Below are 18,583 nucleotides of genomic sequence, written 5' to 3' on the forward strand. Positions count from 1 at the left end.
CGATGGCCGTCACGTTCCTCGGCGTGCGGCACCACAGCCCCGCCTGCGCCCGGCTGGTCGCCGACACCATCCGTTCCCTGCGGCCCGCGTACGTGCTGGTCGAGGGCCCGGCGGACATGAACCACCGGATGGACGAGCTCCTGCTGGGGCATGAGCTGCCGATCGCGGTCTACACCGGCTACCGGGATCCGCAACGGCGGCACGGCTCATGGACGCCGCTGTGCGACTACTCCCCGGAATGGACCGCGCTGGCCGCGGGCCGCGACGCCGGCGCCGAGCTGCGTTTCATCGACCTGCCGGCCTGGCATCCGGCGCTGGCGGAGGTCCGCAACCGGTACGCCGACGCGGAGGCCCGCTACGGCGAGGTGACCGGCCGGCTGTGCCGCGCCTTCGCCGTGGACAACGTGGACGCGTTGTGGGACCACCTGTTCGAGATCCAGCCGGCCGACGGGCTCGCCGAACGGCTGGCCGCCTACTTCGACCTCGTGCGCGGCGACACCCCGGCCGGTTCGGACGACATGGCCCGCGAGGCGTACATGGCGCGGTGGATCCGGGCCGCCGCCGCCGACGCGGGCGGCAGGCCGGTGGTCGTGGTCACGGGCGGCTTCCACCGCCCCGCGTTGATCCGGCTGGCCGAGCGGGGTGACCGGAACTGGCCGGAGGTGCCCCGGCCGCCCGCGGACGCGGTCGTCGGCAGCTACCTGGTGCCGTACTCGTTCCGGCGGCTGGACGCCTTCGACGGCTACCAGGCGGGCATGCCGTCGCCGGGCTACTACCAGCATCTGTGGGAGTCCGGCCCCGCCGAGGCCGCCCGCAGGCTCACCGAGGCGGTGACGGCCCGGCTGCGCGCCCGGCGCCAGCCGGTGTCCACCGCGGACCTGATCGCCGCCCGAATCACCGCGGACGGGATCGCGGCGATGCGCGGCCACCCGCGTCCGGCCCGGGTCGACGTGCTGGACGGCCTGGCCGGCGCGCTGGTCAACGAGGCGATCGAGACCCCGCTGCCCTGGGCGACCCGCGGCCCGCTGCGCGCCGGCGCTCATCCCGTGATCGTGGAGATGATCGCGGCCCTCAGCGGCGACCGGGTGGGCCGCCTGCATCCCTCGACTCCGTTGCCACCGCTGGCCCACGCGGTTCTCGCGGTACTGGGCGATCCGGGCGAGGAACGGCTCGACCTCGGCGAGGACGCCGGCCGCGAGCGCAGCCGGTTCCTGCACCGGCTGCGGGTGCTGCGAATCCCCGGCGTGGCGCGCACCTCGGGCCCCCGCCTGGGCGGCGGCACGGAGCCGGTCGAACGATGGACGCTGACCGAGTCGGGCGACCGGCTGCCCGCCCTGATCGAGGCCGGCGGGTACGGCGTGGACCCGCAGGAGGCGGCGGCCGCCGTCCTCGCCGAACGGATCCGGGGCGCGGACCTGGATGAGCTGGCCGACGTCCTGTTCGACACGGCGCTGTGCGGCATCGGCGAGCTGACCGGGCAGGTGCTGGACGACCTGGCGCGGGCCGTCGGCGCGGCGGCCGAGTTGGGGTCGCTGGGCCGCACCCTCACCGTCGCCCTGGCGATGTGGCGCCACGACGAGCTGTTCGGCACCAGCGGCGCCACCACCTTGGCCACGGTGGTCGAGGCCGCCACTCACCGGGCGCTGTGGCTGGCGGAAGGCGTGCGCGGCGGCCCCGCACCGGCCGACCTCCAGCGCGTCGACGCCATGACCGCCGTCCGCGACGCCCTCAGACACGCCGGCCCGTCCCTCGGGCTGGACACGCACGCGGCGCTGGGCGTCGCGGACCGGCTCGCCGCCTGCCAGGAGGCGCCACCCGACCTGCGCGGCGCCTCGATGGGTCTGGCCTGGTCACTGCGCGGCACGGCCGCCGCGGACCCCGCCCGGGCGTTGCGCGGCGCGTTCGTCCCCGCGTCGGCCGGGGATTGGCTGGCCGGACTGTTCGCGCTGGCCAGGGAGGAGGTGCTGCACACCCCCGGCATGCTGGAGTCGCTCGACGAGCTGGTCGGAGAAATGACCGACCACGACTTCCTGGTGGCCCTGCCCGCGCTGCGCCAGGCCTTCGGCTTCTTCCCGCCTCGCGAACGCCACCTCATCGCCACTCGCCTGGTCGAGCGGCGGGCCGGCGGAGGATCCGGATGGGACCTGATGCGGCTGGACGCGGCACCGGAACTGGTGGCCGCCGGAAGGGCACTGGACGAGCGCGTCGAGGCGGCGCTGCGCCGGGAGGGACTGATCGCGTCATGACCGACCCCACGCTCGAACGGTGGCGCCTGCTGCTCGGCGAAGCGGGCGGCGCGTGCCTCGGCGGGCAACGGCTCCACGCGCAGGCCGCGGGCCGTGACGCGGCCATGGACTGGCTCTACGGCCGCGACGAGGATCTGCGCCGGCGCGGTGTACGGCAAGGCGGGACGGGCGAATCGATTCTGACCACCTTCGACTGGCTCGACGACATCACCCGGCTCTTCCCCAAGGAGACCGTCGAACGACTGCAACGCGACGCGGTCGAGCGTTACGAGATCCATGACGTGGTGACCGACCCGGCCGTGCTGGCGCGCATCGAACCCAACCCCGTGCTGCTCAAGGCGGTGCTACGGACCAAGCACCTGATGAACCCGCAGGTGCTGGGGCTGGCCAGACGGATCGTGGAGCAGGTCGTCCGGCAACTGATGGACGAGCTCGCCACCGAGGTCCGCAGCGCGTTCTCCGGCACCAAGGTGCGACGGCCCGGCCGGATGCGGTCCGCCCGCGACTTCGACATGGTCAGAACCCTGCGCGCCAACCTCGGCCGTTACCAGCCCGAGACCGGCAAGGTCGTGATCGAGACCCCGTTCTTCTTCTCCCGCACCCGCCGCCACCTCGAGCAGTGGCAGGTGATCCTGCTCGTCGACCAGTCCGGGTCGATGGCCGACTCGGTGATCCACTCGGCGGTCACCGCGGCCTGCCTGTGGGGGTTGCCCGGGGTGCGCACCCACCTGGTCGCCTTCGACACCGACGTGGTCGACCTGACCGCCGACGTCGACGATCCGGTGGAGTTGCTGATGAAGGTCCAGCTCGGCGGCGGCACCGACATCGCCCGCGCGGCGGCGTACGGCGCGGGCCTGGTGGATCAGCCGCGCCGGGCGATCGTCGTGCTGATCTCCGACTTCTACGAGGGCGGTGATCCGCACCGGTTGGTGCGCGTCGTGCGCGACCTGGTGGCGCAGGGCGGCAAGGTGCTGGGCCTGGCCGCCCTCGACGAGCAGGCCAACCCCGACTACGACCGGGGGCTGGCGCAGCGCCTGGCCGACGCCGGAGCCCACGTGGGGGCGATGACACCGGGCGAACTGGCGTCCTTCGTGGCGGAGCACGTGGGCCGATGAGGACGGATCTGCTCGGGCTCACGGCGGACTCCCTCGCCGCGCTGACCAATCGCGGTCTGGTCAAACGTGCCGGCAAGGAGCCGGCACCGGAGCTCAGGACCGACCCCGACGGCACCGTGCACGGCGGCTTCCCCGACGGCCTGACCGCGACCCTGCCTCCCGGCGGCCTCGACCTGGCCCGCTGCACCTGCGCCGCCACCGGCGTCTGCCGGCACGTCATCGGCGTGATCCTCGCCTACCAACGCCGGCCCGCCGAGGCGGCCCCGCGACCTCTGCCCTGGTCACCGGGAGAGGTGACCGACGAGGAGCTCACCGCCAAGATCGGCGCCCGGTCGATGGCCGCCGCCCGCCGTGCGGAGCGCAGCGGATTCACCGCGCGGGTCCGCCGCGCGACCTCCGGCGATCCGGTACCGCAGGTCGAGCTGACCACCACGACCGTGCGCTTCCTGGTGCCCGGCGACCTCGCGTTCGTCCACACCGGCACCGTCGCCGGTGGTCGCGACGAGGTCATCGCCCTCGCGGTGTGGGCGTTCCGGGTCGCCGACGCCCTGCATCCCGGCGTCCCCGAGGTGCGGGTCGACGTCGGCGGCGAGGTCGAGGCCGGCACCGGATCCGGGTTGGAGCGGGCCCTGGGCCTGGCCGGCACGGTCCTGCGCGAGGGCGCGGCGCATCTCGGCCCGGGCCTCGAGGCCACCGTCGCCGACGTACAGCACCACCTCGACACCGCCGGACTGCGCTGGCCACTGCTGGCCGTCGGCGACCTCGCCGGGCAACTGGCCTCCTATCGCGACCGTAGCTCCCACTACCGTCCCGAGCTCCTCGCGAGCCACATCGCCGAACTGCACGCCCGGCACCGGGCGGTGACGCGGCCGGACGCCACCCTGCGCGGCAGCGTGCTCGGCACCGGCGAGGCCGCCGAGACCCCATTGGGCCGCACCCGGTTGGAAAGCCTCGGCTGCCGGATCCTCGGCCGCGGCGACCAGCGGATCGCCGAGGTCTACCTGGCCCACAGCGACAGCGCCATGGTGCTGGTCCTCCGCCACCAGTGGGACGGGCACGATGACACGGCGCCGGCCAGGCGGCGGATCGCCACGTCCACGCTCGCCGCTCTGGCCACCGGCGACCTGGTCACCGAGTCCGCCATCCGCAGCGCCAGCCGTACCGTGCGGCTGGCCGGCGGGCGGATCTCGAAATCGACGGTCAGCCCGTCACGGGGCGGCTGGGGTGAACTGCCGCCGTCTCTGGTGGTGACCGACTTCGCGGCGCTCAGCCGTGAGCTCGACGCTCTCCCCCTCCGTCCCCTCCGCCCGCGGGTGGAAGCGGAACTGGTCCGGGCCGTCGCCGTCACACGCGTGGAGACCATCACCTACACGCCCGGAGACCAGCGTCTCGACGCCGTCATCGCCGACCAGGCGGGCAACACCGCCACCGTCAGGGCCACCCACACCGGCGCCGCCCCCGGCCGCCTCGACTCGCTGGCCGCCGTACTCGCCGGCGAGGAGGGCGAACCGCGTTTCGTCAGTGGCGTGGTCGGACGAACCGCAGGCGGCGTCGTCATCGAACCGATCGGCCTGGCGGCCGGCGGCCGCGTCATCGTCCCCGACCTCCAGCCCGCCGGTGTGAGCATCAAGCTCGCGGTCGCCGGCGAGGAGCGGCACGACCCCCTCACCACCGCTCTACTCGAGACCCGAAACCTGCTCGCCGAAGCGGCCCACCATGGCCTGTCACACCTGCCGCCGACCTACGACGACCGACTCACCACCGCAGCCCAACGCTTGACCACAATCGGCCTGCACCGCACCGCCCAAGCCCTCACGACCTTCGCGACGACAAGAACCCACGACTCCGCCGAGACCGCCGAGCATGCCTGGATCGACGCTTACCTACGCCTGGACACCGCCCTGGACCTGACCTGACCGCCACGCGGACGCGATGTTCCTTCCCCCGTGTTCATTCACTGCGACATAGGGTTGCGCAGCGAGTCACCGACAGCCGCAAGACAGGACGCCCATCCGACAACCTGCGCGAAGACATGTCGCCGCCTCCTGGTCAGCGAAGACCGGTGATCCTGAAAGCGGAAGACACTGCGGCCGGCCGACGAGCTTGCCGGTCGCCGCTCGGCGGCAGACGAGTCAGTCGTCGAACTCGAAACCATCCGCCTCCGCGGCCACGACGAGCCGCCGCATACGGTCGGCATCCGTCGCGACGACCGCCATCCGGGCACCCAGCTCCTCCAGCGCGCCACGGTCCCTTCCGTACGCGCAGAACATGCCGCCTTCGGGATCATAGGAGAACCGCCCTTCCAGAGCGGCGGCCTCGGTGTCGACGAGTACCCGCGCGACACCTTCCCAGAAATACCCGTTCGGTTCGTGACCAAGCTCCTCGACCACGTCGTCCACCTGCGTGGTCCCCGCGTCCAACAACAGCGAGTACTTCCCCGGAGTCGACTCGACCAGCCTCAATGGATGCACCGGCGCATGCTGCCACTTCCGCAACGAAGCCGCAAGGCGGCTTCGTTGCCCACTTAATCTTCTGCCGCTCAACGCCGTGGTCGTGACCACGGTGGATCGGTGCGGCGCAAAACCGCTCGTCGAGCCAGCGCGTCGCTCCTAGCATGATTTCCCGAACGAGACACGAAACGGGGTGAGAATGCGCCTATCGGAGCAGACATGGTCGACGTTGATCAGCAACGTACGCCTTGGTCGCGACGAGTACCGAGTGGTCCGGCCGGCCCGAGCCGTGAAACACGCGATGCTGTACGAAGGCCGACTCGGCGCGCAACTCAGCCTGGACAAGCCCGCGGCCGTGGTGCTCGCGATGGCCTGGGGACTGGCCGCCCGCTCCCCACACAGCCTCATCTACCTGCCGCTCCGCACGGCTCGCCCGGTCGACTTGGCCGACAACGAACGGCTGCTCGATCTTTCTGATCGGCAGCCGCGAGGCGTTCGAACTGGAGGCGGATCCGGTACGCGCCCTGGCCGAGGACTGCCCTGCCCACCTCGCGACAACCCCCGGCACCCACTGCTGCGCTGAAATCAGCATGGGCGGCCCGAGACCGCGGCACCGCCGCCGTCCATGGGCGGAACTCCACATCGAGCACCGCCGGCGCCACCGCTGATCGCCCGCGTACCCGGCCGTTCCTGGACACGCCCGGGGCCGCCGACAGTGTCGCGGCCGGTTCGACCCCAGCGCGGCCAGCGCTCACAAAGCAAATCGCCGACCCGCTGATAGCGGATCGGCGCCGAAAGGTGTTCCCTTTCGCTGTGTGCCCCCTGCAGGATTCGAACCTGCGCACCCGGCTCCGGAGGCCGGTGCTCTATCCCCTGAGCTAAGGGGGCTCGACGAGTGATAAGGCTACCAGCATCTGGATGTTGTCCGTCACCTGGAATGGGGATCTTGATCAGGAGGTGCCTGGGGCCGGGGCGGTGGGGCGCCGCATCGCCCCGGCCCCAGGAGGGGGTGGGGGTGCTATGGCGTTGGGCGGGTGGCGCCTCGGTAGTGGGAGCGGTAGTAGGGGGAGTGGAGGAAGTCGACTTTGCGGACGACGTCGCCGGTTCTGGGGGCGTGGATCATGACGCCGTTCTTGAGGTAGACGCCGACGTGGGTGGGGGCGCCGGTGGCTTCGCCGAAGAAGACGAGGTCGCCTGGGCGGAGTCGGGAGATGGGGATCTTGGCGCCTTGGGTGAACTGGCTGCCGGTGTAGTGCGGGAGGGAGACTCCCGCGCGGGACCAGACGTAGAGGGCCAGGCCGGAGCAGTCGAAGCCGCCGCGAGTCGGCCCCGCCGCCGATCCCCCTCCCCAGACATACGGTCTCCCGAGTTGCCGAAGCGCCGCTGACGCCGCCACCACCCCGGCCGCCCGCTGAGAGGAGACAGCCGGCCTATTGCCGCGGTGACCGGTGCCGGATATCTCATGGGCGCTTCGCCAGGAGGTACGACCGGGTCTCTTGGCAACGACCACGTGAGCACGGTCGTTGCGGCCAACCATGTGAGGGCCGGAGTGGACCGGGACGGGTTGCGAGCGCGGCTCGGGCCTGGCCGGGGACGGTTCGGGACCGGTTACGGACGGCTCGGGCCTGGCCAGGGCAGGTTCGGGTCCGGTTGGGGACGGCTTGGGCCTGAGCAGGTGCGGGCGGGTCCTGGGGGTGGCTGCGTCTGGGGCGGGGTCGTGTGGGAGGGCGTGAGGGGCGTGGGCGCCGTTGGGGTGCTTTTCGGGTGCGGCGGTGTCCCGCGTGGGGCTGGGTGAATTGGTAGGTGCGGCTTGAGGAGCCTCGGAAGGCGGGGAGAGGAGGCTCGCGAGGTGTTTTAAGAGGGGGGCGGATGTGAGGGCGAGCTTGGCGGTGGGGGGAGCGCTGAGGCTTGTCTTGGTGTTGTCGCTGTTTTGAGGGGTCGGGTCGGGGGTCGGGAGTTCGGGGAGTGGGCGGTGGGAGGTCCAGATGACCCCGGCTGGGAGGGCGGACTCGGTGACGTGGCGGCTGGATGTCGTGCCGTTGAGGGTCAGGAGGGGTGAGAGGTCGTCTTCAGAGGCGGGCGCCTGATCCTGTTGCGGGAGGGCTGGGCGGCGGGTGCGGGTGGGGGCTGCGGTGAGGAGAGGGATCTGGTGGGTGTGGCGGGGGGTGGCGCAGAGGCGGGGTGAGAGGCGGAGTCGTTGGAGGGTGGTGGAGAGGCGCGGAAGCTCGGGGAGGGGGAGGCCGGTGGGCCAGCGGATCTGGACACAGCGGCCGAGTTGGAGGCGCGGGAGGCCGTCGCCGGCGCTCGCCGACAGGGCGGCTCCCGTGACTAGGGCGGTGGTCACGAGCATCGTGATCATGAGTGTCCTCCTGGCTGGATGAGGCGTCGGAGCTCAGGATCACGCCGTGGGCGGTGCGGTTGAGGAACCGAAAGTGGTTCTGTGGATTAGCCGGTCGGACGGATACTCGGGTTGAGGGGCGAACCGTCGTCTGAGCTGGGGCGATGATGAGTCTGCGTGTTGGCCCGCCGGGGAGCTGTGGACAACCGCCCGGCTCCGCGCCGTCCTCACTTCAGGACGTCACGCTTACTACCAGCGGAGACTCGGGATCCCACGACAGACGTGACCACGACGCCCCCGAGGACGCAATCTCGTGGACGCAACCCCGTGGAGTCGCCTGCGTGTACCTGTGATGTACCTGGAGGGCCCGGCGGATGCGGCACACCGGTGTGGTCGTGAGGTGAGAGCGACCGGGGAAGGGAGAAAGGGGACCTTATGGCGAACGCGATTGAGGGAAAGTTCGGGGAAGTGCTCGCGGGCGGCGCTGTGAAGGGTTAGCCTCGCGGCCGTGGATGAGCTTCTGGGGCGCGTGCTGATCGTGGACGACGACGAGGTGATTCGGGAGCTCATCGCCGTGAACCTCAATCTGGAAGGCTTCCAGGTCGAGACGGCCACCGACGGGCAGGACTGCCTCGACCGGGTTCTCGCGGTCCAGCCGGATGTGATCACGCTGGACGTGATGATGCCGCGCCTCGACGGCTGGATGACGGCCACCCAGCTGCGCGCCGACGAGCGCACCAGCCACATCAAGATCATGATGATCACGGCCCGCGCCCAGGAGGACGACAAGAAGAGGGGCCTCGCCATCGGCGTCGACGCCTACCTCACCAAACCGTTCGACCCCGCGGAACTCATCGAGATCGTGAGAGACCTGGCGCTGTCCGCCCGCACCGGTGGCTCGTAAGTACCACGGGCCGCACCGCCAGGAGCCGGTAGGCGAGCTGGCCGCACGGCGAGGGCACCTGCACGTCCCCACCTCCATCCGCCACGGTATGGGGAATTTGCACTTTATATCCCCTGTCGCCGCGCCGGGGATACTCCGAGCCGGATGGGACAGGGAGGTCGCGGCGCCGGGCAGGTCGGGCAGGTCGGGCAGGTCGGGCAGGTATGACGTGAGAAGTGTGCGGCAGGGGTAGCGCGTGAGCATGGGCCCGAGTTCACGTACCGATCAGGCAGGTGGGTGAGGTCGGCGAGGCGATGGATGCGCTGGCTGCGCCTGACCTGTGATCTGGCGGCGTCGGGCGGGTGGAGTCCACCCTGCGGCATGTGCTGTCCGCCTCGATGTCGCCCTTGAGCAGCTCCAGCACCTCGTACCGGCCGGTCGCGGGGGAATCACTTCCGCGGAGTCCTGGTGGCTCGGTTCCCCGGCCGGCCCACGCTGTGCGTCGGCCGTGTGACGAGTCGGTGAAGGGTGGCGCTTGCGGGGGCGCGCTTCTGAGCATGGGGTGGCAGGGGCGGTGGTCGGTGGTCCGGCCGGGAGGCGCCGTCGATGATCGGGTGGGTCGCCTATGTGGTCAGGCCCTCCTGGTGGGCGTAGGCGGCGGCTTGGGTGCGGGAGGAGACGCCTAGTTTGGCGAGGATGTTCGAGACGTGGACGCTGGCGGTTTTCTGGGCGATGAAGAGGCGTTCGGCGATCTCGCGGTTGGACAAGCCGGTGGCGACCAAGGCGAGGACCTCGTGCTCGCGGGCGGTCAGCGTGCTCACGGGGCCGGCGGAGGGAGGCGGCGGAGCGGAGGCGGCGTCCGGCGCTGATACGAGGTCGCCGGAGGGCGGGGACGGCATGGGGAAGCGGGCTCGGCGGGCGAGTTCGGTGAGGGCGTGGGTGAGCGGCACGGCGCCGAGTGAGGTGGCGGTGGTCAGGGCCTGCCGCCATTCGGTGAGCGCCGCTTCGCGGTCGCCGGTGGCCAGCAGGGCCTCGGCGAGCCGCCAGCGTGAGCGGGCCTGCTCGTAGACGGCACCGTAGTCGAACGCCTCGACCACGGCCCGCCACAGGGCGGGGTCGGCGACGCCCTGGGCACGTCGCCACTCGGCCTCGGCGCGGGCCAGCCATGCCTGTCCTTCGACGCCGATGGGGCCGCGGGCGCCGGAGCCGGGGCCGAGGGTGGCCGCGGCGCGAGCGCGTCGTAGCAGGTCGTCGGCTTCGGGGCCGCTCTCGCCGAGATCCGCCAGGGCCCACAGCCCGGTGGCGCAGATCCGGATGAGAACGGGGTCGAAGGGCTCCAGGATCTGGACGATCACCCGGATGTGGTCGATCGCGGCCCGGGGGTCGCCGTTCCAGAGGGAGCGCTCGGCCACGAGCGCCCTGACGATCTGGGTGACGAGCTCGTCGTCCCAGAACGGCTTCAGCCAGGCGAGGCGCTCCTCGACGATCGGGTCGCCGCGTGCCACCTCGATGAACAGGGCGTACCCCGACAGCCACGCCTCGGGCAGCCTGCCGACCCGTACGGCGAAACCGGCCGCGACGGCGGCGGCCTGCTTCCAGTCGCCGCCGGTGTAGTCGATGAGCAGGCGCAGGAAGCTGAGATCGGTGCCGTACGCGCTCCAGGTCAAACCGGTCTCGCGGGCGAGCTTCAGGCCACGGTCGGCGGTGACCTCGGCGGCGGCGAGGCTGCCGCGCTCGTACTGCACCCGGGCGTGGTGGTAGATGGCGCGCAGGTCGATGGACAGGTCGCCGGAGCGGATGGCGCTCGCCTCGGCGAGGAGCCGCTCGGCGCGCTCGGTGTCGCCGTCGATGTCGGCGACCGTGGCGAGGGAGATGAGCGCGCTGGACTCGGCGTCGTGGACCCCCGCCGCGCGCGCCACCCGCAGGGCACGCCCGCAGAGCTCTTCGACCTCGTCGTGCCGCGTGGACCACAGCAGGGTGCGCGCGTAGGTGGCCAGCGCCCTGGCGTGTACGCGAGGGTCGCCCCCGGGGGAGGCGGACGGGGCGGCGCCCGCGGGCACGGCCGAGCACGCGGACGGGGCGGCGGCCGCGGGCACGGCCGAGCATTCGGAGGTGGCGAGGGATACGGCGGACTTGGCGGCGGCTATGGCGGCGGCGGGCTCGTCGGCGTCGGTGAGGTAGTAGGCCAGGCGTTCCCACAGCTCGGCGGCCGGGGTCTCGGTCGCGATCAGCTCGCGCATCTGGTTGACGGCACGGTGCGGGTCGCCGCTTTCCTGGGCCGCGGCGGCGGACAGCAGCCCCAGCCGGACGCGGGAGATGCCGGCGACGCGCTCGGCGTCGGGGACGCGGTGCCACAGGGCGAGCGCCTGGTCGTAGTGGCTGTGGGCCTCGGCGGGGGCGCCCAGGCTCTCGGCGCGCCGGCCGGCCTCGACGGAGGTGGCGAGGGCGCCGGGCAGGTCGTGGCCCGCCAGGTAGTGGTAGGCGAGCTCGGCCGGCGAGCCGTCCAGCAGGCGGGTGAACTCGCCGTGCAGCCGGGTGCGCTCGCCGGGGAGCAGGTCGGTGTAGACGGCCTCCTGGAGGAGGGCGTGCCGGAAGGCGTAGCCGTCGCCGTCGGGCAGAAGCAGCCCGCGCGAGACGATCTCGCGCATCGCCTCTTCGAGCCCGGGCTCGTCGAGGCCGGACACCTTCTGGAGAAGGGCGTGGTCGACGCGGCGGCCCGCGACGGCGGCGGCGCGCAGCACCCGCTGCGCGGGGTCCGACAGCTTTTCGACGCGGGCGAGCAGCAGGGCGGCCAGGCCGTACGGCAGCCCCTCCGCGGCGAGCAGTTCCTCGGCGTAGAACGGGTTGCCCTCGGCGCGGTCGATGATGGCGCCGATGACCTTGGCGTCGGCGCCGCCGAGGGCCACGAGGTGGTCGGACATCTCGTCGGTGCCGAGCGGGCCGAGCTTCAGGGCGGTGACCGAGGGAAGCCGTTGCAGCTCGGCGAGCAGGGGCCTGAGCGGATGGCGCCGGTGCAGATCGTCCGTGCGGTAGGTGCCGATGAGGCAGACGCGCTCGCGCTGGATCATGCGGCTGAGGAAGACCAGCAGGTCACGGGTGGATCTGTCCGCCCAGTGCAGGTCTTCGAGCACGAACAGGACGGGCCTGCTCTCGGAGACCTCGGCGAGGAAGGCCAGGGCGGAGCCGAAGAGCTGCTGCTGGGCCAGGCCGGAGCCGGCTTCGGCCCCGGGGTCGGACGGGCCGCCGGGCACGAGCCTGCGCAGCATGGGCCGGCTCTCGATCGCCTGGACGAGGCCGGCGTCGTCGCGCGCGCCGCGCAGCGCGTCGGCGAGGGGCAGGTACGGCAGCGCGTCGCCGAGCTCCACGCACTGGCCGACCAGGACGGCGAAGCCGCGCGCACGGGCGTGGCCGATGATTTCGGTCACGAGGCGGGTCTTGCCGATGCCGGCGTCACCGCCGATCACGGCGACGCCGGACTGCCCTTGGGAGGCGGATTCGAGGACGCCGGACAGACGGTCGAGCTCTCGCGCCCGTCCGATCAGGGGACTCCGCGTCTCGCGCCATGCCACACCCGTGAGTATTACACGCCCCTCCGACACTCCCGGATGGGTGCGAACGCCCTGCACCCGGCGGGGGAGGAAACGACATTGGATCCATAAACAGGGCCGAAATGGCTCTCTTCATCAGGCACGCGCGAGCCTAGGGTCGAAGGCATGATCGCCCCCTCGACCCTGGTCGTCTTCTCCCTGGCCGCGCTCGCGCTCGTGGCCGTCCCCGGCCCGAACGCGCTCTACATCACCGCCCGGGGCATCGCCCAGGGGCGGGCGGCGGCCATCGCCTCGGCCGTCGGCGTCGAGACCGGCACGCTGGTGCACATCGCCGCCGCCTCGGCGGGCCTGTCCTACCTGATCGCGCGGTCGGCCGCCGCCTTCACCGCCGTGAAATGGGCCGGGGTCGCCTACCTCGTCTACCTCGGCGTCCGCACGCTGGCCGACCGGGGACACCAGGCCGGGCAGGCGACCACGCGCCAGCCGCTCCCCCGCGTGTTCCTGGAGGGCGTCGTCGTCAACGTGCTGAACCCCAAGGTGATCCTCTTCTTCCTCGCCTTCCTGCCGCAGTTCGTCGACCCCGCCGCCGGCTCGCCCGCCGTGCAGATCATCGTGCTGGGCCTGACCCTGCTGACGTTCGGCATCGTCACCGACCTGGTGTACGCCATGGGCGCGAGCATGCTGAGCCAGGTCATGCGCCGCCGCAGCGGCCTGCTCCGGTACGTCAGCGGGTTCGTGTACCTCGGCCTCGGCGTCGCCACCGCCCTGACCGGCGGCGCCCGCTCCCGCTAAGGGTTACGGGCGGAGCGCCAGGGCGGCGGGGATGCGGGTGAGGACGTTGTAGGGGACGAGGCCGTAGGCGTGGAAGTCGACGGCGTCGCCGCCGGCGGCGCGGACGGCGCGGACCTTGGCGGCGAGGCGGTCCTCGGAGTCGGTGTCGGGACGGCCGGGGCGCAGCACCACCCGCAGCTCGCGGTCGTTGCCCACCGAGCGGCGGTAGGCGCCGACGTCGTCGGCCACCCGGGCGGCGTCCCTGGCGTAGGCGAGCACGCCGAAGGAGGGCACCAGGTCGCCGAGCGCGACCAGGTCCACGCCGAACTGCCAGGCGTCGTGCGCCGCGAGCCCCGCCGGGGGCAGGCCGTCGGCGTACCCCTTGGCGTATCCGGTGCCGTCCACGAAGGTGAGCCGGGACCCCTCGGCCGCCACGGCCGAGGAGACCTCGCTGACCAGGGACGTCACGGTCTCGGAGCGGGCGCGGGCGTAGGCCACGACCTCCGGTCCCGCGTAGGCGGTGAGCGCCGCCCGCGTCACCTCGCCCTGCGCGGGCGGGTCGCCGTCCAGCACGCCGCCGACGATCCTCGCGCACTCCTCCCGCGCGACCTCGGCCTTGACGCCGAGGTCGGTGGCGCGCCGCATGCACCAGCCGCAGAAGCACAGGCCGAGCAGGAACTCGTCCATGGGGCCGAGCGGGACGTACGACCGCTCCAGCCGGTAGCCGTGGGCGAACGTCCCGAAGTGGAGGGACTCGGCGACGACGCTGCCCATCCCCTGGCGCGCCACGGCCCTGGCGAGCGCGACCGCGTACCGGCGCACGTCGGGCTGCGCCGGGCACAGCGCCGCGGGCGAGCCGCGGCCGCCGAAGCAGTCCTGCACGGTGAGGTCGAGGTTGGCCAGGCCGAGCGTGACGTTGTTCAGGAACACCGCCCAGCCGTGCAGGGCCATGCCACGGTCGGCGGCGGCCTCGCGCAGCGCGGCCAGCGGCTCGTCGGCCGCGCCCGCCTGTACGGGCGGCGTCAGGCGAAGGCCGGCGAACAGGTCCTCGGGTGGGGCGAAGTGAACGCCGTCGGAGCGGAGGGTCACCCGCGAGGCGCCGTGGGGGGTGATGTCGCGGGCGGCGTGGGAGGCGACGGCCACGGTGACCTCGCGCACGCCGTACCCGGCGATCCTGTCGAGGACCTCACGGGCGCCTTCGTCCCTGACGTCCTCGACATGGACGTGAACCGAACCCTCCAACGCAGCCGTGCCTTTCAGGGTGCCCGCTGTCTGACTATGTCCCAGGCGACCCTATATCTTCACAGCTGAGCAGAGACCGGTCCAGCAGAGGTCGGGCACGGAGCAATTCGCGGGCCTCGCGACGGGCGAGGTTCCAGCCGTTCCACGGGTCCGCCTTCCCGTACCTGGACGCGGCGGCCATCTCCTCCAGCAGGCAGCTGCGGGCCGGCTCGGGCAGCCCGTCGACGGCGGGCACGGCCTCGGCGCCGAGGTCGCCGAGGTAGTCGACGTCGAGCCGTGCGACGCCCCGCTTGTCGATCTGGCTCTCGGCGACGCGCAGGTCGGGGTTCCAGGCGGCGAAGAGCACCAGCGTCAGGGCGGTGACGAGCACGAGCGTGCGGGGCAGCCAGGACGCGCCGCGCCGCGCCACCCGCAACGCGCCCGCGGCCAGGACCAGCGCGAACACCGCGCCGAGCCACCAGATCGCCGCGACCACCGAGGCACGCAGCCGCGACAGCCCGTAGGCGTCGATGTACAGATCCAGGCGGTGCAGGGCGGAGGCGAGGACGACCATGGTGAGCGCGCACAGCAGGCCGAGCAGCCCGGCCAGGGCCCAGCGCGCGCGCCCCTCGGGGGCCAGCAGCCCGGCCGCGACCGCGACGATGGCGAGCACGAAGACGCTCACCGCGACGAGCTCGAAGAAGCCGGACCGCGCGTACTCGGCGTAGGTCAGCCCGGCCGTCTCGACGACCTTGCGGTTGCCGCCGAACAGCGTCGTGATCTGCACGGTCACGAACGCGAGGAACAACAGGTTCACCGCCACCAGCGGGGTCGCCCACAGCGTGGGGTTCACCCGCCTGCGCCGGGCCTGGATCCGCGGCTCCGCCACCGGGCGCAGCGCGACGAGCGTGGCCCCGGCGACGAGCGCGGCGAACAGGACGAACACCAGCAGCCGGAACGGCAGCGTGGCGGCCCAGTCGGGGGCGGTGAACAGGCGTGCCGCGAACGAGGAGAAGACCGCGTCCGCGGAGGCGAACAGCAGCCCGAACACCAGCATCAGCACCAGCGACAGGGCGAGCCCCGCGGCCACCGGTCCGAGGCGGCGGCGGTCGATCGTCCTGAACGGCTTGGCCAGGAACCACGGGACCGGCGGGAGCGCGAGCAGGACCGACATCCCTCCCCTGACGACCCCGAGCCAGCGCCGCCCGCCGCCGGAGACGGCCAGCGCCGCCATGGCGAAGCCGGCGAGGATCATGGGGCCGACCAGCCAGTCGCCGTCCCGGAACAACGCCACCCCCACCAGCGCGTACGCCAGCAGGCCGAACGCCGCCGTCCACGGGGTGACGCGCCGGCGTGCCCACGGCAGGACGGCCGCGCCGACGGCGATCGCCACCAGCACGAACCCGAGGCCGGGCCTGCTCTCGGGCAGCGCGATGGCGGCGAAGAGGCCGACGACCGCCGCGAGCGCGGGGAGGAACCTGGGCGTGTCCGGCAGGGTCGGGCGCGGGAGCAGCGGCGGCGGCACGTACACCTCGCCAGGCCGCGCGCGGCCGTGGTGCGGCGGCGCGGTGGCCTCCGACGATCGGGCACTGCGGTAACTCAGTGACGCGCCCAGCACCGTGCCTCCCGCGGAGAAGAGCAGCGTCGCGACGACCCCGTAGCCGCCGCCGAAGAAGTAGACGAGGAAGAACGCCAGCGAGACGCCGACGACGAACCCCCACACCAGGCCCAGCAGGCCACCGGCGAAGCTCTTCCCCCATCGCGTGGCGGCCTGGGGGGTGCGCTCGGACGGGCCGTAGGGCCCCCGCAGCACGGGGTACGGCGAGGGCGCGGCGCCCTGCGGAGGTGGCGGCACGGCGTGCCCTCCCTGGCCCGGGTACCGCCACGGCCCCGCGCCCGGAATCGCGGCGCCGCCGGAGGCGGCTCCCGGGCCGGTCGCGGCGGGGGTGTCGCCCTCCCGGACGTCCGGCGTGCCGGCCCGCCCGGCCGCCGGGACCGCCGGCTTCTGGACGGGAAGGGCTTCCGGTTTCCGGACGGCCGGGGCTTCCGGCTCGTGCGCGGCTGTGGCGGCGGGAACGTCAGGGGCGCCCGAGGCGACGGCAGCGGTGGCGGGACCGTCAGGGACGGCGGCACGGGTGGCGGGAGCGGCAGGGCCGGCCGCCTCGGCCGGGGAGAGGGGGGCGACGAGGACGTCCGACGTGGTGGCGGCCGCCGTTTCCGCCCCGGCGCGCGGCTCGCCGTGGCCGGGCCGCGGCTCGCCGTGGCCGGGCTTCTCGCCGGATGGGGGCGCGGGGGCGAGGGCTGGCGGGGGGTCGGCGGGGGCCGGCATGGCGGAGGTCCTTTCCGGGAGGTCGACCACCATGTGGCAGCCGGTCGGCGTGTCGGCGACCTTGATCGAGCCGCCGTGCAGTTCGACGATCTCTTTCACGATGGCCAGCCCCAGCCCGGCTCCGCCCGCGTCGGCCGCGCGGGCCGCGTCCAGGCGGGAGAAGCGCTCGAAGACGCGGGGCCGCTCCGGCTCGGGGATGCCGGGCCCTTCGTCGGCCACGCGGAGCCGCACCCCCGTGCCCTCGGCGCGTGCCCGCACCCGCACCCGGCCGCCCGGCGGGCTGTGCCGGACGCCGTTGTCGAGCAGGTTGGCGAGCACCTGGGCGAGCAGCGCCGGGTCGGCGTGGACGCCGAGCCCCGCGGGAACGTCGCAGGTCAGCACCACGTCGTCCCGCTTCAGGCTGGCCTCGCGGACCGCCTGGCCGCAGAGCCCGGCGAGGTCGAGGGGCTCGCGTTCGATGGACCGGGACCCGGAGTCCAGGCGGGACAGGTCGAGGAGCTGGGCGACGAGCCGGCCGAGCCGCTGGGTCTGGGCGAGCGCGGTGCTCAGCGTCGCCGGGTCGGGCGCTGACACGCCGTCCACGACGTTCTCCAGCACGGCCTGCAGGCCGGCGATGGGCGTGCGCAGCTCGTGGCTCACGTTGGCCACGAGCTCGCGCCGCTGCCGGTCCACCTCGCCGAGGTCGGCGGCCATGGCGTTGAAGGCGCGGGCCAGCTCGCCGACCTCGTCGCGGGAGGTGGCGCTGACGCGCATGCCGTAGCGGCCCTTGGCGATGGTCTGGGCGGCGGCGGCCATCTCGCGCAGCGGCAGCGTCATGCCGCGGCCGAGGAGCTGGACCATGCCGACGCTGAGCAGCGCGGCCAGGCCCATGCGCGTGACGGCGTCCACGCCGAGCGCGCGGCCGTACTCGTTGATGGTGAACGCGGTGGCGACCGCGAGCAGGATGACGAGCCCGAGCTTGATCTTGATGCGGCCGAGGAAGTCGAGGGGCCTCATGGCCGCACCAGGGCGTATCCGACGCCGTGCACGGTACGGACGACGCCCGCGCCGAGCTTGCGGCGCAGCGCGCGCACGTGGCTGTCGACGGTGCGGGTCGCGGCGGCCTCGGAGAAGCCCCATATGTCGGAGAGCAGCCGATCGCGCTCGAAGACGTGCCCGGGGCGTTCGGCGAGCCGCCGCAGGAGGTCGAACTCGGTGCGGGTGAGCTGGGCCTCGGCGCCGCGGACGAACACCCGGCGCTCGGCGGTGTTGATCTCGACGTCGCCCACCCGGATCACCGTGTCCTCGTGGACGAGCTGGGCGGCGCGCTCGACGCGGCGCAGCAGCGCGTGGATCCTGGCCACCAGCTCGCGCATGCTGAACGGCTTGGTCAGGTAGTCGTCGGCGCCGACGCCGAGCCCGACGAGCACGTCGGTCTCCTCGGCGAGCGCGGTGAGCATCAGCACCGGGACCGGGCGGGCGGCCTGCATGCGGCGGCAGACCTCCAGGCCGTCCAGTCCCGGCAGCAGCCGGTCGAGGATCACCAGGTCCGGCTCGGCCTTGGCGTACGCCGCCAGCGCCTCCTCGCCGTCCCCGGCGACGCGGACGTCGAAGCCCTCGGCGCCGAGCCGGTCGCGCACGGCCAGCGCGATGGTGGTGTCGTCCTCGACCACGAGGATGCGTCGCTGGTCAGTCACGTCGAG

General features: G+C 73.0%; 11 protein-coding genes and 1 tRNA gene. 5 read left to right on the forward strand and 7 right to left on the reverse strand.

Annotated features, from left to right (window positions below; translation table 11 throughout):
* Nucleotides 1-2 precede the first annotated feature (2 nt).
* Genes BJ981_RS01115 through BJ981_RS01125 form a run of 3 tightly spaced genes read left to right on the forward strand, consistent with a single transcriptional unit; the run spans nucleotide 3 to nucleotide 5,277 of the window.
* The gene (locus tag BJ981_RS01115; RefSeq protein ID WP_184607883.1) at nucleotides 3-2,246 is read left to right on the forward strand and encodes a DUF5682 family protein; all 2,244 of its coding nucleotides are present in this window, start codon (nucleotides 3-5) and stop codon (nucleotides 2,244-2,246) included.
* Nucleotides 2,243-3,361 carry a VWA domain-containing protein gene (locus tag BJ981_RS01120; RefSeq protein ID WP_184607884.1) on the forward strand — a complete coding sequence of 373 codons (1,119 nt, stop codon included), beginning with the start codon at nucleotides 2,243-2,245 and terminating at the stop codon, nucleotides 3,359-3,361. The genes BJ981_RS01115 and BJ981_RS01120 overlap by 4 nt, the downstream gene beginning before the upstream one ends.
* The gene (locus BJ981_RS01125; RefSeq protein WP_184607885.1) at nucleotides 3,358-5,277 is read left to right on the forward strand and encodes a YehQ family protein; all 1,920 of its coding nucleotides are present in this window, start codon (nucleotides 3,358-3,360) and stop codon (nucleotides 5,275-5,277) included. The genes BJ981_RS01120 and BJ981_RS01125 overlap by 4 nt, the downstream gene beginning before the upstream one ends.
* 216 nt (nucleotides 5,278-5,493) lie before the next feature.
* Here BJ981_RS01125 and BJ981_RS01130 read toward each other — a convergent pair whose 3' ends face one another.
* The 3 genes from BJ981_RS01130 to BJ981_RS01140 form a co-directional block, all read right to left on the reverse strand.
* Complete coding sequence (locus BJ981_RS01130) at nucleotides 5,494-5,922, reverse strand: Imm51 family immunity protein (protein WP_311745209.1); 429 nt, start codon at nucleotides 5,920-5,922, stop codon at nucleotides 5,494-5,496.
* A 705-nt stretch (nucleotides 5,923-6,627) separates the two neighbouring features.
* Nucleotides 6,628-6,699, reverse strand: a tRNA-Arg gene (locus BJ981_RS01135).
* Between the two features lie 130 nt (nucleotides 6,700-6,829).
* Nucleotides 6,830-7,207 (reverse strand): C40 family peptidase, encoded by a 378-nt coding sequence (locus tag BJ981_RS01140; RefSeq protein ID WP_239139157.1) that lies wholly within the window; start codon nucleotides 7,205-7,207, stop codon nucleotides 6,830-6,832.
* Nucleotides 7,208-8,657: 1,450 nt separating this feature from the next.
* Here BJ981_RS01140 and BJ981_RS01145 point away from each other — a divergent pair.
* A complete protein-coding gene (locus tag BJ981_RS01145) occupies nucleotides 8,658-9,053 on the forward strand; it encodes a response regulator transcription factor (RefSeq protein ID WP_239139156.1) in 396 nt (131 codons plus the stop codon).
* 602 nt (nucleotides 9,054-9,655) lie between these two features.
* Here BJ981_RS01145 and BJ981_RS38945 read toward each other — a convergent pair.
* A complete protein-coding gene (locus BJ981_RS38945) occupies nucleotides 9,656-12,601 on the reverse strand; it encodes a helix-turn-helix transcriptional regulator (protein ID WP_184607887.1) in 2,946 nt (981 codons plus the stop codon).
* Nucleotides 12,602-12,745: 144 nt separating this feature from the next.
* Between BJ981_RS38945 and BJ981_RS01155 the strand changes: the two genes are divergently transcribed.
* Nucleotides 12,746-13,372: a LysE family translocator gene (locus BJ981_RS01155; protein WP_184607888.1), complete on the forward strand. Its 627-nt coding sequence runs from the start codon at nucleotides 12,746-12,748 to the stop codon at nucleotides 13,370-13,372.
* 3 nt (nucleotides 13,373-13,375) lie between these two features.
* On the opposite strand, the gene BJ981_RS01160 is transcribed toward BJ981_RS01155, so the two are convergent.
* The 3 genes from BJ981_RS01160 to BJ981_RS01170 are packed head-to-tail and all read right to left on the reverse strand — an operon-like array spanning nucleotide 13,376 to nucleotide 18,577.
* Nucleotides 13,376-14,593 (reverse strand): hypothetical protein, encoded by a 1,218-nt coding sequence (locus tag BJ981_RS01160; protein ID WP_184607889.1) that lies wholly within the window; start codon nucleotides 14,591-14,593, stop codon nucleotides 13,376-13,378.
* A gap of 34 nt (nucleotides 14,594-14,627) precedes the next feature.
* The gene (locus tag BJ981_RS01165; protein WP_184607890.1) at nucleotides 14,628-17,897 is read right to left on the reverse strand and encodes a DUF4153 domain-containing protein; all 3,270 of its coding nucleotides are present in this window, start codon (nucleotides 17,895-17,897) and stop codon (nucleotides 14,628-14,630) included.
* Entirely contained in the window at nucleotides 17,894-18,577 is a 684-nt protein-coding gene (locus BJ981_RS01170) for a response regulator transcription factor (RefSeq protein ID WP_184607891.1), read from the reverse strand. Before BJ981_RS01170 ends, BJ981_RS01165 begins: the two co-directional genes overlap by 4 nt.
* Nucleotides 18,578-18,583 lie beyond the last annotated feature (6 nt).

This window comes from Sphaerisporangium krabiense (genome assembly GCF_014200435.1).
Taxonomy (GTDB): Bacteria; Actinomycetota; Actinomycetes; order Streptosporangiales; family Streptosporangiaceae; genus Sphaerisporangium; species Sphaerisporangium krabiense.